The sequence below is a fragment of the Streptomyces sp. NPDC040610 genome (assembly GCF_055594065.1).
In genome coordinates, this window is sequence record NZ_JBVIXA010000005.1 from 591,826 (window position 1) to 606,591 (window position 14,766).

Below are 14,766 nucleotides of genomic sequence, written 5' to 3' on the forward strand. Positions count from 1 at the left end.
TCGGGGAGGCCCCTGTGTACGTCCAGGAACTGGAGCCCGTAGCCGACTCGCTCGGCCTGTCCGCCCTCGTCGCGACCCTGCCCCTGCTCACCGTCCTCGTCCTGCTCGGCGCCGTCCGGATGAAGGCCCACCGCGCGGGACTCATCGGCCTCGCGGTCGCCGCCGCCGTCGCCTGGCTCGCGTACGGCATGCCGCTCGGCCAGACCGCCTCCAGCGCCGCCCAGGGCGCCGTCTTCGGGCTCTTCCCCATCCTGTGGATCGTCGTCAACGCCCTGTGGGTGTACCGGATGACCGTCCGCACCCGGCACTTCGACATCCTGCGCCGCTCCTTCGGACGGCTCTCCGACGACCCGCGCATCCAGGCGCTCGTCGTCGCCTTCTGTTTCGGCGCGCTCCTGGAGGCGCTCGCGGGCTTCGGCGCGCCCGTCGCGATCTGCTCGGTGATGCTGGTCGCGCTCGGCTTCGACCCGGTGCGCGCCGCCGTCGTCGCCCTCGTCGCCAACACCGCGCCCGTGGCCTTCGGCGCCATGGGCACCCCCGTCGTGACGCTCGCCCAGGTCACCGGCATCCCGCTGGACACCGTCGCCACCGTCGTCGGCCGCCAGACCCCGCTGCTCGCCCTCGTCGTGCCGCTCCTCCTGGTCGCCCTGGTCGACGGGCGGCGCGGGCTGCGCGAGACCTGGATGCCCGCCGCGGCCTGCGGACTCGCCTTCGCCGCCGCCCAGTTCGCGGCCTCCAACTACGTCTCCGCGCAACTGGCCGACATCGGGGCCGCCTTGGCGGGCGCGGGAGCCCTCGTCGCCGTCCCGGGCGCCCGCAGGCCGGCCGCCGAGCCCGTCCGCGCCGCCGTCCTCACCGGCGCCCGCAGCACGGACCTGGACCACGACGACCCGCGCCCCGACGTGATGCGCGCCTACGCCCCGTACGCCCTCATCGTCGCGATCTTCTCCGTCGCCCAGATCCCGCCCGTGAAGGACTTCCTCGCCGAGGCGACCCGCACCTTCGACTGGCCCTTCCTGAACGTCGGCGACCCGACGGGCGACCCGGTCGGCGGGAACGTCTTCTCGCTGCCGATCGTTTCAACCGGTGGCACGCTCGTGCTCCTCGCGGGCGTCGGCACGGCCGTCGTCCTCGGCGTCCACGCGCGCGTGGCCGTGCGCGAATGGCTGGCGACCGTGCACGAACTGCGGTTCGCGATCCTCACCGTGACGAGCGTGCTCGGGCTCGCGTACGTCATGAATCTGTCCGGACAGGCCGCCACCATCGGGCACTTCGTGGCCGACGCGGGCGCGGGCCTCGCCTCCCTCTCGCCGGTGCTCGGCTGGTTCGGCGTCGCCGTGTCCGGCTCCGACACCTCCGCCAACGCGCTGTTCGGCTCGCTCCAGGTGACGGCCGCCGAGCAGTCGGGGCTCTCGCCCGAACTCCTCGCCGCCGCCAACAGTTCGGGCGGCGTCCTCGGCAAGATGATCTCCCCGCAGAACCTGACGATCGCCTGCGCGGCCGTCGGCCTCGCGGGCAAGGAGGGCGACCTGCTGCGCAAGGTGCTGCCCTGGAGCATCGGTCTGCTCCTGGTGATGTGCCTCATCGTGGTCGGCCAGAGCACGGCGGTGCTGGGATGGATGCTGCCCTGACGCGGCTTCCGGCTCGGCGTTGCGGGTAGTTTGTTGCCACCGACGAGGGCTTGCCGAGCTCCCTGAACCTTGCAGAGAGGGTTGCCGTGACTGCTGACCTGTCCCAGCTCGTGAAGGCGTACGACGTGCGCGGGGTGGTCCCGGACCAGTGGGACGAGTCCCTCGCGGAGCTGTTCGGCGCGGCCTTCGCGAAGGTGACGGGCGCGACGGCGATCGTCGTCGGGCACGACATGCGGCCCTCGTCGCCCGGCCTCTCCGGCGCCTTCGCGCGCGGGGCGACGGCGCTCGGCGTCGACGTCACCGAGATCGGCCTGTGCTCGACGGACCAGCTGTACTACGCCTCCGGCGCGCTGGACCTGCCCGGCGCGATGTTCACGGCCTCGCACAACCCGGCGCAGTACAACGGCATCAAGATGTGCCGCGCGGGCGCCGCCCCCGTCGGCCAGGACACCGGTCTCGCCGACATCCGCGCGCTGGTCGAGCGCTGGTCGGACGAGGGCGCCCCGGAGCCCGCGGCGACGCCCGGTACGGTCGTGCGTCGCGACACCCTCAAGGACTACGCGGCGCACCTGCGCTCCCTGGTGGACCTCACCACCATCCGCCCCCTGAAGGTCGTCGTCGACGCGGGCAACGGCATGGGCGGCCACACCGTCCCCACCGTCTTCGAAGGCCTGCCCCTCACGCTCGTCCCGATGTACTTCGAGCTGGACGGCACCTTCCCCAACCACGAGGCCAACCCGCTGGACCCGGCCAACATCGTCGACCTCCAGGAGCGCGTGCGCGAGGAGGGCGCCGACCTCGGCATCGCCTTCGACGGCGACGCCGACCGCTGCTTCGTCGTCGACGAGAACGGCGGCCCCGTCTCGCCGTCCGCGATCACCGCCCTGGTCGCCGCCCGCGAACTCGCCAAGCACGGCGGCTCCGGCACGGTCATCCACAACCTGATCACCTCCTGGTCCGTCCCGGAGGTCGTCCGCGAGAACGGTGGCACGCCCGTGCGCACGCGCGTGGGCCACTCCTTCATCAAGGAGGAGATGGCCAAGTCGGGCGCCATCTTCGGCGGCGAGCACTCCGCGCACTACTACTTCCGCGACTTCTGGAACGCCGACACGGGCATGCTGGCCGCCCTGCACGTCCTCGCGGCGCTCGGCGGCCAGGACGGCCCGCTCTCCGGCCTCGTCGAGCAGTACGACCGCTACGCGGGCTCCGGCGAGATCAACTCCACGGTCGACGACCAGACGGCACGCCTCGCGGCGATCCGGTCCGCGTACGAGGGCCAGGACGGCGTCACCATCGACGAACTCGACGGCCTGACGGTCACGTCCACGGACTGGTGGTTCAACGTCCGCGCCTCCAACACGGAGCCCCTCCTCCGCCTGAACGCGGAGGCCCGCGACGAACAAACGATGACAAAGGTCCGGGACGAGGCCCTGGCCATCATCCGAGCCTGACCCACGCCCCCCCCACACGCCGCGCCGGTCGGCGCCCCACGAACACGAGGGTGCGCCGACATCGGCTGCCCACACGCGGGCGGGCGTGCGTGCGGGGGCGGGCTGGCGTCCTGCCTCGCGTTCACAGGTACGCGTCCCAGGGCTGGACGACGTCCGCCTCGCGTTCACGGGTACGCGTCCCAGGGCCAGACAACATCTGCCTCGTGTTTGTGGGCACCCGTTCCGCATGGCGGAACGGGTGGGCACAAACGCGCCACGGCCCGCGCCCGGAGAACAAGCGCCCCGCCCCGCCGGGGCACCCGGGGCGAAGCCCCGGCCTCGACCCCGCCCAAGGCCCCCGCCCAGCGGTACCCTGACCAGGCCACAAGCCCCACCCGCCCCACCCGAAGGGACCCGCACCATGCCGCTCGAAGCCGGCCTCCTGGAGATCCTCGCCTGCCCGGCCTGCCACGCCCCCCTCAAGGAGACGGACACGGAGCTGGTCTGCACGGCGAACGGCACGGACTGCGGTCTGGCCTACCCGGTCCGCGACGGCATCCCCGTCCTCCTGGTCGACGAGGCCCGCCGCCCCGCGTAACGATCGAAGAGGCGCACCGTACGAAGCCGCGACCGGCACCCCGTACGACCACCCAGCCCGCCACCCGCCGCGCGCGGCGATCGGAGGCCGCCCTCATGCTCGACGACTCGCTCCTTGACGCTCCCGAGGCCCTGGCCCGGGCCGACCTGCACGATCTGCTGCGCGGCGCCGCCGAGGCGGGCGCCCGGGTGCGGACCGCGGTCCGGCACGCGACGGAGTCCGGCCTCACGGAACTCAAGCCGGACGGCCGCCCCCGCGCCGTCCTGATCGCGGGCCCGGGCACCGCGGCCACCGGCGTGGCCGACCTCATCGGCGCGCTCGCGGGCACCGGCTGCCCCGTCGTGCGCCTCGCACCCACCGGGGTCGCCCCCGCCGCGGGCGCCCTGCGCTGGTCCCTGCCCGGCTGGACGGGCCCCGTCGACCTGCTGCTCATCGTCACCCCGGACGGCACGGAGCCCGGCCTGACGCTCCTCGCCGAGCAGGCGTACCGCCGCGGCTGCACCGTCGTCGCGGTGGCCCCGGCCCGCACCCCGCTCGCCGAGAGCGTCGACGGCTCGCACGGCCTGACGGTCCCGATGGCGACCTCGCCCGCGGCGGCGTACGGGACGACGTACGGCGAGGCGGAGAGCCGAGTCGAGCCGCGCCAGGAGCCCACAGGCCCGGCGCAGCCGGACCCCGCGCAGCCGGACCCCACCGGCCCCGGAACCCTCGGCCGCCCCGGCGCCGCCCACGGCGTACCGGAGGACCGCGGCCCGCTGACCTCCCCGCACAACGACCCGCCGGAGGCCCCCGCAGCCGCCCCCGGCACCCTCTGGGCCCTGCTCACCCCGCTGCTCGTCCTCCTGGACCGCACCGGCCTGATCGCCGCCCCCGTCGACACCCTGCAGAAGGTCGCCGACCGCCTGGACGAGGTCGCCGAGCGCTGCGGCCCGGCCATCACGACGTACAGCAACCCCGCGAAGACCCTCGCCGCCGAGCTGTCCGAGTCGCTGCCGCTGATCTGGAGCGAGGGCCAGAGCGCGGGCATGGCGGGCCGCCGCTTCGCCGCCGCCCTCGCCGAGCTCGCGGGCCACGCCGCGCTCGCCGCCGAGCTGCCCGAGGCCCTGCCCGCGCACGCCGCGCTGCTCGCGGGCGGCATCGCGGGCGGCGCCGAAAGCGACGACTTCTTCCGCGACCGCGTCGAGGAACCGGCCACGCTGCGCGCCCGCGTGGTGCTGCTCCGCGAGCGCCCCGCCGACGCCGGCGGCCTGACCGCCGCGCCCGCGGCCCGCGAGCTGGCCCACAGCCACGACACCCCGCTCAGCGAGCTGGAACCGGAGGACGGCAGCGACCTGGAACGCCTCGCCGAGCTGATCGCCATCACGGATTTCGCGGCCGTTTACCTGACGCTCGCCTCCGGGGGCCGATCATGACCGCACGCCGACCACGGGTGACCGCCCCGGCCGGGGCGACCGCACCCGCGTACCCGCACCATCCGTAAGGGAGACCTCCCCCGTGGACCGCCTCACCAACACCATCCGCCCCTACGCCTGGGGCTCCACCACCGCCATCGCGGAGCTGACCGGCGCGGAGCCGACCGGCGAGCCGCAGGCCGAGATGTGGATGGGCGCCCACCCGGGCGCACCCTCGCGCACCGAGCGCGGCCCGCTCAACGAGGTGATCGACGAAGACCCGGCGCGCGAGCTGGGCCCGCGCGCCGTCGCCAAGTTCGGCCCGCGCCTGCCGTTCCTGCTCAAGATCCTCGCCGCCGGCGCCCCCCTCTCCCTCCAGGTCCACCCGAACCTGGAAGAGGCCAAGGAGGGGTACGAGGACGAGGAGCGCCGGGGCGTCCCCATCGACGCCCCGCACCGCAACTACAAGGACGCCAACCACAAGCCCGAACTGATCTGCGCGCTCACACCCTTCGACGGACTCTGCGGCTTCCGCGCCCCCGCCGAGGCCGCCGACCTGCTCGCGGGCCTCGGCGTCGACTCCCTCAAGCCGTACGTCGACCTGCTGCACGCCAGGCCCGAAGAGGCCGCACTGCGCGAGGTCCTGACGGCCGTCCTCACCGCCGACCCGGACGACATGGCGAAGACCGTCACCGAGGCCGCGGCCGCCGCCGAACGCCTCGGCGGCGACTACGCCCCGTACGCCTCGATCGCCCGCCACTACCCCGGCGACCCCGGCGTCATCGCCGCCATGCTCCTCAACCACGTCCAACTCCAGCCCGGCGAGGCCATGTTCCTCGGCGCCGGAGTCCCGCACGCCTACCTCGACGGCCTGGGCGTGGAGATCATGGCCAACTCCGACAACGTGCTGCGCTGCGGCCTCACCCCCAAGCACGTCGACGTACCCGAACTGCTGCGCGTCGTCCGCTTCGAGGCGACCGACCCGGGCGTGCTGCGCCCCGAGGCGTCGGCCGACGGCGAAGAGGTCTACGAGACGCCGATCGACGAGTTCCGCCTCTCCCGCTTCGTCCTGCCCGAGGGCGGCGCCGTACACGACCTCACGGCCGGGACCCCGCAGATCCTGCTGTGCACGGCGGGCACCGTCCACGCGGGCGACATCGCCCTGACGCCCGGGCAGTCCGCGTTCGTCCCCGCGGGCGAGAAGGCCGAAGTGTCCGGGAGCGGCACGGTTTTCCGCGCCACTGTGGTGGCCTGACCCACCGCACGCCTTCGGTGCTGCAACAATGACCCACCGCAAAGGCCGGGCAAAGCAGCGCCCCGGCGACGAGTAGTGACGCAAGGCGAAGGGACATCGGGCACACATGAGTGCGTCAGGCGGAACAAAGGCGATCGTGGCGGCACTCGCCGCCAATCTCGCGATCGCGGTGGCGAAGTTCGTGGCGTTCCTCTTCAGCGGCTCGTCCTCGATGCTCGCCGAGAGCGTCCACTCCCTCGCCGACTCCGGCAACCAGGGCCTGCTGCTCGTCGGCGGCAAGAAGGCCCAGCGCGAGGCGACCCCGCAACACCCCTTCGGGTACGGCCGCGAGCGCTACATCTACGCGTTCCTGGTCTCCATCGTGCTCTTCTCCGTCGGCGGCATGTTCGCCATCTACGAGGGCTACGAGAAGATCAAGCACCCGCACGAGATCGAGCACTGGTACTGGCCGGTGGGCGTCCTGGTCTTCGCGATCATCGCGGAGTCCTTCTCCTTCCGGACGGCCATCAAGGAGTCCAACGCCCTGCGCGGCAAGCTCACCTGGACCCAGTTCGTGCGCCGCGCCAAGGCCCCCGAGCTGCCCGTCGTGCTCCTTGAGGACCTCGGCGCGCTCGTCGGCCTGGTGCTCGCGCTCGGCGGCGTCGGCCTCGCCCTCGCCACCGGCGACGGCGTCTGGGACGGCATCGGCACCCTCTGCATCGGCGTGCTGCTCATCCTCATCGCGATCGTCCTCGCCGCCGAGACCAAGTCGCTGCTCCTCGGCGAGGCCGCGGGCACCGAAGAGGTCGCGAAGATCGAGCAGGCCCTGGTCGACGGCGACACCGTCACCGGCGTCATCCACATGCGCACCCTCCACCTCGGCCCCGAGGAACTCCTCGTCGCCGCCAAGGTCGCCGTCCAGCACGACGACACGGCCCGCGAGATCGCCGACGCGATCAACGCCGCCGAGGACCGCATCCGCACGGCCGTCCCCATCGCCCGGGTCATCTACCTGGAGCCGGACATCTACAACGCGGAGGCGGCGGCCACGGGCACGAATCCGGCGAAGTCGCCGGGCGGCCCGGGAGCGGCGCACTGACTCCCGCGTCCACCTGACGTTCGCGCCCACGTGGCAAGGGCCCCGCACCAGCTCGGTGCGGGGCCCTTCACGTACGGGGGACGTACCCGCCCTCACCGCACCTCGCGCAAGACCTCCACCACCGCCCCCGCATCCGGCGCAGCCGAGAGCCGCTCCCGGAACCCGGTGTCCATCAACTTCCGCGAAAGCATCGCCAGAATCCGCAGATGCTCATCCCCCGCGGCCGCCTCCGGCACGGCGATCATGAAGACCAACTTGGCCTTCGTACCATCGAGCGCCCCCCACTCGATCCCCTCCGCGGACCGAGCGAACCCCACGACCGGCGAGGTCACCGCATCCGTCTTGGCATGCGGAATGGCAATCTCCTCCCCGAGCCCCGTAGTGCCCTGCGCCTCCCGCCGCAACGCGGTCCGCACCAGTTCCTCCACGTCGACGACCTTCCCGGTCCGAGCGAGCAGCCCGGCCATCTCCCGGATCGCGGCCTCCTTCTCGTCGGCGTCGAGCTGGACCTTGACGGTCTGCTCGGTCAGATACCCGGAGAGGACTTCGCCACCGGCAGCCGAAGGGGCAGGCGCGGCAGGGGACTTCTCGGGGGACCCGGTCCCCGAGGCGACGCCACCGCCCGCGACGGCGGTTCCGGCACCAGCGCCGACCCCGACTCCGGCGAGCGCCGGCTCGGCCCCACCGGGGCCACCGGCCCCGCCGACCAGCGACTCACCACGCCGCCGCCGCTCACTGATGTCCACCAACGCCACAGTCGTCAGCGCAGTGACCACCGTGCCGATGGCCACAGCCACGAAGAACATCGGCACACCCCCAACAGCCCCGAGCACCGCCACAATCGGCCCTCCGTGCGGCACCGCGTCCTTCACATCCGCCAGACCGGCCACCGCACCGGCCACGGCTCCGCCCAGCATGTTCGCCGGAATGACCTGCGCGGGCCGCGCCGCCGCGAACGGAATCGCACCCTCTGAGATCCCGAACAGGCCCATGAACAAGGCCGCGAGCCCGGTCTCCCGCTCCTGCTCGCTGTAGAGCCGCTTGCGGATCAGCGTCGCGAGCCCCTGTCCGAGCGGCATCACGGGAATCGCCGCGGCACACATGCCCATGACGGTCTGGTTGCCGGTGGCGATGAGCCCCGCGCCGAACAGGAACGCCGTCTTGTTGACCGGCCCGCCCATGTCGAACGCGATCATCAGCCCCAGAATCGCGCCGAGCAGAATCGCACTCGTCCCGGTCATCCCGCTGAGCCAGTCCGTCAGATGCTCGAAGACCCACGAGATCGGCTTGCCGATGACATAGATGAAGAAGAGCCCGAGCGCACTGGTCGCGATGATCGGGATCACGATGATCGGCATGATCGGCTGGACGAACTTCGGGACCTTGACCTTCTTGATCCACAGCACCAGGTACCCGGCCAGGAACCCGGTCACGATCGCCCCGATGAACCCCGCCCCCGCCTTGGAGTCGTACAGCTCACCGGTGTTGGCGATCCACCCGCCGATCATGCCCGGCACCAGCGCGGGCCGATCCCCGATCGCGTACGCGATGTACCCCGACAGGATCGGCACCATCAGCGTGAACCCGATGACCCCGATCTGATTCACATGCATCCAGAACGAGTCGTCGGGGATGACCAGACCCCCCTTGGGGTCGGTGTGCCCTCCCAGCGACAGCGAGATCGCGATCAGCAGCCCACCGACCACGACGAACGGGATCATGTACGAGACGCCGTTCATCAGCGCCTTGTACGCGACGCTCCGCTCCCGGCCGCCGCCCGCACCCCCGCCGCCGCTCGCCGCCGCGGCGCCACCGGAACCGCCCCCGCCCCCGTGCACGGGCGCGCTCCGCACCTGCTCGATCAGGCGCTCCGGGTGACTGATGCCCTCGGAGACCCCGACGGACAGCACCCGCTTGCCCGCGAACCTCGCCAGGTCCACATCCTTGTCGGCCGCGACGATGATGCCGTCGGCGTCTCTGACATCGTTGTCAGTCAAGACGTTTTCGGCCCCGATGGAGCCCTGCGTCTCCACCTTCATCTCGATGCCCTGGCTGTCGGCGGCCTGCTGGAGCTTCTCCGCCGCCATGTACGTGTGGGCGATGCCCGTCGGACAGGCGGTCACCGCGAGCAGCTTCAGCCGCGGGTGCCCACTGGGGTCCCCGCCTGCCACGGGGTCGGCCGGACTGGTCACGTGGATCTCCTAACGCCTTGGCCAAAATCGATCGCGCGCATGCTCCCGATCTCCAGGCATCCTGCAACACGCGCGGACCAGTTCAAAAGCGCAAAGGTCCCGGTTCGGCGGGGTCTCAGGACCTTTGTTCCCTCCTCGATTCGGCCACAGTCCGGCAGGAGGCGGGCTGGGGCGCGCTGCGCCAATCGGTGTAGATTCGTGACAGTGCCAGACGTCGCTGCTGATGGCGGTCGGGCGGTCCGCTCCTGGACCGGCCGAGGGAGAGAGGGCCTCCGACGGACTGCGCTGCGTGCGGCGGTGCACCCCTGTGCCCCGACGCCGCAGGTCAGCCATGCCCACCCTCGACCAATCACGAGGAGCAGCTCATAATGACTGCCGCCAACGGCCACGACTTCAAGGTCGCCGACATCTCCCTCGCCGGCTACGGCCGCAAGGAGATCACCCTCGCCGAGCACGAGATGCCCGGCCTGATGGCGATCCGCAAGGAATTCTCCGCCAGCCAGCCGCTCGCCGGCGCCCGCATCATGGGCTCCCTGCACATGACCGTGCAGACCGCCGTCCTCATCGAGACCCTGGTCGCCCTCGGCGCCGAGGTCCGCTGGGTGTCCTGCAACATCTTCTCGACCCAGGACCACGCCGCCGCGGCCATCGCCGTCGGCCCGAACGGCACCCCGGACAACCCCCAGGGCATCCCGGTCTTCGCCTGGAAGGGCGAGACCCTCGAGGAGTACTGGTGGTGCACGGAGCAGGCCCTGACCTGGCCGAACTCGCCCACCGGCGGCCCGAACATGATCCTGGACGACGGCGGCGACGCCACCCTCCTCGTCCACAAGGGCGTCGAGTACGAGAAGGCCGGCAAGGTCCCGGCGATCGAGACCGCCGAGTCCGACGAGCACCGCGTCATCCTCCAGACCCTGCACCGCACGCTCGCCGAGAACCCGCAGAAGTGGACCCAGCTCGCCTCGGAGATCCGCGGCGTCACCGAGGAGACCACCACCGGCGTCCACCGCCTGTACGAGATGCAGCGCGACGGCGAGCTCCTCTTCCCGGCGATCAACGTCAACGACGCCGTCACCAAGTCGAAGTTCGACAACAAGTACGGCTGCCGCCACTCCCTCATCGACGGCATCAACCGCGCCACCGACGTCCTCATCGGCGGCAAGACCGCGGTCGTCTGCGGCTACGGCGACGTGGGCAAGGGCTGCGCCGAGTCCCTGCGCGGCCAGGGCGCCCGCGTGATCATCACCGAGATCGACCCGATCTGCGCCCTGCAGGCCGCGATGGACGGCTACCAGGTCACGACGCTCGACGACGTCGTCGAGACGGCCGACATCTTCATCACCACGACCGGCAACAAGGACATCATCATGGCCTCGGACATGGCCAAGATGAAGCACCAGGCGATCGTGGGCAACATCGGCCACTTCGACAACGAGATCGACATGGCCGGCCTCGCGAAGCTCCCGGGCATCGTCAAGGACGAGGTCAAGCCGCAGGTCCACACCTGGACGCACCCCGACGGCAAGGTCCTCATCGTCCTGTCCGAGGGCCGCCTGCTGAACCTGGGCAACGCCACCGGCCACCCGTCCTTCGTGATGTCCAACTCGTTCGCGGACCAGACCCTGGCCCAGATCGAGCTGTTCACCAAGCCCGACGAGTACCCGACCGACGTCTACGTGCTCCCCAAGCACCTCGACGAGAAGGTCGCCCGCCTGCACCTGGACGCGCTCGGCGTGAAGCTCACGACACTCCGCCCCGAGCAGGCCTCGTACATCGGCGTCGAGGTCGAGGGCCCGTACAAGCCGGACCACTACCGCTACTGACCCCGGCCCCGGCCGCCACCGCGACCACCTCCGACAGGGAACTCGGTCACGCCCGGCGGCCGCCCGGCAGTACGCCTCCAGCAGGCCCTCGCCCCCCGGGGCGGGGGCCTGCCCCCGTGGCGGCGCCCGCCGGGACGCTCTGCCCCACGCCCGACAAGGACCACGCCCCATGCCCCGCGGCCGATATTCGCTTCACGATCCGCACGATCACACCCCCCTCGGCGAAGAACACTTCCACTGCGCGCCCGGCCCCTCCGGCTGGCGCTATGTCGCCCAGCGCACCACCCCCTCGGGCGACCACGCGGGCTCCGTCGACCTGGCCATCGACGAACTCGGCCGCCCCATCCGACTCGAACTGCACGCTTCCGGCTGGCAGGTGCGCGCCGCCGCCCTGGACGGCGTCACCTGGGTCCGGACCGACGCCACCGGCGCCCACGCCGACGAGCACAACGCCCCCGCTCACGCCATCACTGGCACATCCCCCGCCTTCCTCGTCGCCACCGCCCGGCTGCTGCGGCTCGCCCCCGCTTCCCCCGCGACCCGCGTCCGCCTGGTCGCCTTCACGGACCCGGTCCTGGCCCCCCGCACCCTCGACCAGTCCTGGGCCCTGCTGAAAAGCGAAGCACACGCCACTGACAACGGCCCCCTGACCGTGGACGAATACCAGGTCACAGCCCTGGACACGGGCGAGCAGCACACCGTCCACCTCACCGGCGACGTCGTCCTCGCGGCCCCCGGCATCGAGCTGGAGAACCTGGAAACGCCGCCGTCGGTGTTCGGCGGAGGAGACGGCGGAGGCGGAGGCTGAGGCACGGGCCGGCGCGGCTTTGGGCGGGCGGAGCCCTACGCCGGTGCGGTGCCGTGCGGTGCCGGTTCAGGCGGGCGGCACGAAGCCCGTCGAGGGCCGGGCGGGCTCCGCTGGTGCTGGTGCCGATGCCGGGGGAGGAGGCGGAGTGGGACCGGCGGCGGGCTGAGGCGGTTGCGCGGGCGCGGCGGCCGGGGGCTCGTACGGCGCCGGAGGCGGGGATGCGGGCGGGTCGGCGTACATGGGAGCGGCGTACGCGGGAGGGGAGAACGGGCCGGGCGGCTGACCCGGCCCCGACCAGGCCCCGGGCGCACCCGGCACAGGAGCCACCCCTACCCCCTGCTCCCCGAACGCACGGCGCGCCTCCCGCGCCTGCCGCTCGTGCACGACGGCGGCGAGGAAGGCCGCCGGGGGCACGCCCTCCGGCGCCGGAGCCCCGGTCCGCGCCACCACATCGTTGGCGAGACGTTCCGCCATCGCCCAGCCGACCTGCGGATCCAACTGCCCCATCCGCGTCAGGTACTGGCGAACGGCCAGCCACAGCCCGTCCGGCACCGCCGACAGATCCAGCTCCGCGAACCGCCCCACGAGCCACGGCGGCGGCGCGGGCACGTACTCGGTCCGCCCCGCGGGCACCCGCTCCCGTACGACCAGCGTCCCCGCGAACACATCCCCGAGCCGCCGCCCGCGCTCCGAAACGAGCGACGCGATGCACGCGACGACCCCGAACGTCATGAGGATCTCGACGACCCCGACCGCCCCGCGCACCAGCGCGTGCCGGAACCGGATCGGCCCGCCGTCGTCCCGCACCACCCGCAGCCCGCACGCCAGCTTCCCGAGCGACCGCCCGTGGCTGAGCGTCTCCACCGCGATCGGCACACCCACGAGCACCAGCACGAACGTCGCCACCGCGATCGCGGCCACCGCCGCATCGTCGAGCGACCCGGCCGCGGCCAGCAACCCGAGCGTCACCGCCATATACGCCGACCAGGCCACGACCATGTCGATGAGCACCGCCAGCGCACGACTCGGCAACTTCGCGGGACGCAGTTCCAGCGCCACCGCCTCGCCCGTCACCAGCTCACTCACGCCTGCCGCCCTTCCCGTCGCTGCCCCCGGAACCGCCAGTCTGCCAAGCTGACTATCGATCGCGCCGCACCACGAGAGCCGCAGTACGAGAAGCCGAGGAGCAGCCAACCGATGGACCTCGACGTCTTCGTGTCCGCACACCGGGCCGAATGGGACCGTCTGGACACCCTGCTGCGCCGCCAACGCCGACTCACCGGCCCCGAGGTCGACGAACTCGTCGTCCTCTACCAGCGCACGGCCACCCACCTGTCCTTGATCCAGTCCAGCGCCCCGGACCCACAGCTGACCGGCCGCCTCACCCAGCTGGTGGCACGCGCGCGCAGTGCCGTGACCGGCACACGCCGCGCCTCCTGGAGAGACGCCACACGCTTCCTGACGCACGGCTTCCCCGCAGCGGTCTACCGCTCCCGCCACTGGTGGGTACCCACAGCCCTGCTCTCCATAGCCCTGGCCGCCGTGATCGGCTGGTGGATCGGCACCCACCCCGAAGTCCAGTCCTCCATAGCCGCCCCTTCGGAGCTGCGCGATCTCACGCGCCCCGGAGGCGAGTACGAGACGTACTACTCCAGCCACCCGGCGGCGTCCTTCGCCGCCCAGGTGTGGACGAACAACGCCCAGGCAGCAGCGATGTGCCTGGTCCTGGGGGCGTTCCTCTGCCTTCCGGTCATCTGGATCCTCTTCCAGAACATGCTCAACCTGGGTGTCGGCATCGGCCTGATGTCCTCCGCGGACCGCCTCGACACCTTCCTGGGGCTCGTCCTGCCGCACGGCCTCCTGGAGCTGACCGCGGTCTTCGTAGCCGCCGGCACCGGCCTCCGCCTGGGCTGGACCCTCATCGCCCCGGGCCCACGAACCCGCCGCACCGCCATGGCCGAGGAGGGCCGCGCCGCACTGGGCATGGCCATCGGCCTGGCCCTGGTCCTCCTGATCTCCGGCGCCATCGAAGGCTTCGTAACCCCCTCCGGCCTCCCCACCTGGGCCCGCATCGGCATCGGCATCGCCGCCGAGCTGGCGTTCCTCGTGTACGTCTACGTCCTCGGCGGCCGGGCAGCGCGCGAAGGCGAGACGGGCGACGTGGAAGAGCACGAGCGCAGCGCCACGGTGCCCACTGCCGCGTGATGTGCGCACGTCGCCTCTGAGCTGCTAGTCTCCTCCTCGCCCCGGAAAAGTCATTGACATGGCAGGTCCGGGGAGGTAGATTCGAACAGTTGCCTAGAGCTGGACAGCTCGCGTGGCGGCAGTTAAAATCTGCCTGCTTCTTGAATCTCATTTAATCGAGAAGCCACCCCGATGAATCGGAAAGCTGAGCCGGTCAGACCGGCCGAAAACTTCTGATAAAGTCGGATCCGCCGGAAAGGGAAACGCGAAAGCGAATACCTGGAAAGCACCGAGGAAATCGGATCGGAACGGGAAGCCGGAAAGATCTGATAGAGTCGGAAACGCAAGAACAAAAGAAACACCGAAGGGAAGCGCC

The 14,766-nt window shown here is 71.7% G+C and carries 12 protein-coding genes; 9 read left to right on the top strand and 3 right to left on the bottom strand.

The genetic code is table 11. The annotated features are described in order from the left end of the window. Nucleotides 1-14: 14 nt before the first annotated feature. The 6 genes from ACZ6AA_RS21350 (at nt 15) to ACZ6AA_RS21375 (ending at nt 7,383) form a co-directional block, all read left to right on the top strand. Complete coding sequence (locus tag ACZ6AA_RS21350) at nt 15-1,631, top strand: L-lactate permease (RefSeq protein ID WP_471459427.1); 1,617 nt, start codon at nt 15-17, stop codon at nt 1,629-1,631. 86 nt (nt 1,632-1,717) lie between these two features. Further along, on the top strand, nt 1,718-3,082 hold the full coding sequence (locus tag ACZ6AA_RS21355) for a phosphomannomutase/phosphoglucomutase (protein WP_468459721.1): 1,365 nt from the start codon (nt 1,718-1,720) through the stop codon (nt 3,080-3,082). A gap of 400 nt (nt 3,083-3,482) precedes the next feature. After that, nucleotides 3,483-3,659, top strand: coding sequence for a Trm112 family protein (locus ACZ6AA_RS21360; protein WP_078619623.1), 177 nt, complete (start codon nt 3,483-3,485; stop codon nt 3,657-3,659). 95 nt (nt 3,660-3,754) lie between these two features. Continuing rightward, nucleotides 3,755-5,071, top strand: a complete 1,317-nt coding sequence (locus ACZ6AA_RS21365; protein WP_468459719.1) for an SIS domain-containing protein — start codon at nt 3,755-3,757, stop codon at nt 5,069-5,071. Between the two features lie 82 nt (nt 5,072-5,153). After that, nucleotides 5,154-6,305 carry a mannose-6-phosphate isomerase, class I gene (gene manA / locus ACZ6AA_RS21370; RefSeq protein ID WP_468482489.1) on the top strand — a complete coding sequence of 384 codons (1,152 nt, stop codon included), beginning with the start codon at nt 5,154-5,156 and terminating at the stop codon, nt 6,303-6,305. 106 nt (nt 6,306-6,411) lie between these two features. Then, nucleotides 6,412-7,383 carry a cation diffusion facilitator family transporter gene (locus ACZ6AA_RS21375; RefSeq protein WP_468459715.1) on the top strand — a complete coding sequence of 324 codons (972 nt, stop codon included), beginning with the start codon at nt 6,412-6,414 and terminating at the stop codon, nt 7,381-7,383. A gap of 92 nt (nt 7,384-7,475) precedes the next feature. Here ACZ6AA_RS21375 and ACZ6AA_RS21380 read toward each other — a convergent pair whose 3' ends face one another. Next, nucleotides 7,476-9,575, bottom strand: a complete 2,100-nt coding sequence (locus tag ACZ6AA_RS21380) for a fructose-specific PTS transporter subunit EIIC (RefSeq protein ID WP_471459430.1) — start codon at nt 9,573-9,575, stop codon at nt 7,476-7,478. 365 nt (nt 9,576-9,940) lie between these two features. Between ACZ6AA_RS21380 and ahcY the strand changes: the two genes are divergently transcribed. Together ahcY and ACZ6AA_RS21390 are read left to right on the top strand one after the other, a co-directional pair. Continuing rightward, nucleotides 9,941-11,398 (top strand): adenosylhomocysteinase, encoded by a 1,458-nt coding sequence (gene ahcY, locus ACZ6AA_RS21385; RefSeq protein ID WP_468459988.1) that lies wholly within the window; start codon nt 9,941-9,943, stop codon nt 11,396-11,398. 169 nt (nt 11,399-11,567) lie between these two features. Beyond that, nucleotides 11,568-12,206 (top strand): hypothetical protein, encoded by a 639-nt coding sequence (locus tag ACZ6AA_RS21390; protein WP_468459711.1) that lies wholly within the window; start codon nt 11,568-11,570, stop codon nt 12,204-12,206. Between the two features lie 66 nt (nt 12,207-12,272). Here ACZ6AA_RS21390 and ACZ6AA_RS21395 read toward each other — a convergent pair whose 3' ends face one another. Continuing rightward, nucleotides 12,273-13,292: an RDD family protein gene (locus ACZ6AA_RS21395; RefSeq protein ID WP_471459432.1), complete on the bottom strand. Its 1,020-nt coding sequence runs from the start codon at nt 13,290-13,292 to the stop codon at nt 12,273-12,275. Nucleotides 13,293-13,403: 111 nt separating this feature from the next. Here ACZ6AA_RS21395 and ACZ6AA_RS21400 point away from each other — a divergent pair, with 111 nt between their 5' ends. Further along, on the top strand, nt 13,404-14,411 hold the full coding sequence (locus ACZ6AA_RS21400) for a stage II sporulation protein M (protein ID WP_468459708.1): 1,008 nt from the start codon (nt 13,404-13,406) through the stop codon (nt 14,409-14,411). 147 nt (nt 14,412-14,558) lie between these two features. Here ACZ6AA_RS21400 and ACZ6AA_RS21405 read toward each other — a convergent pair. Beyond that, nucleotides 14,559-14,766 (bottom strand): hypothetical protein (locus tag ACZ6AA_RS21405; protein WP_380845122.1); only part of this gene is annotated, 208 nt, incomplete at its 5' end.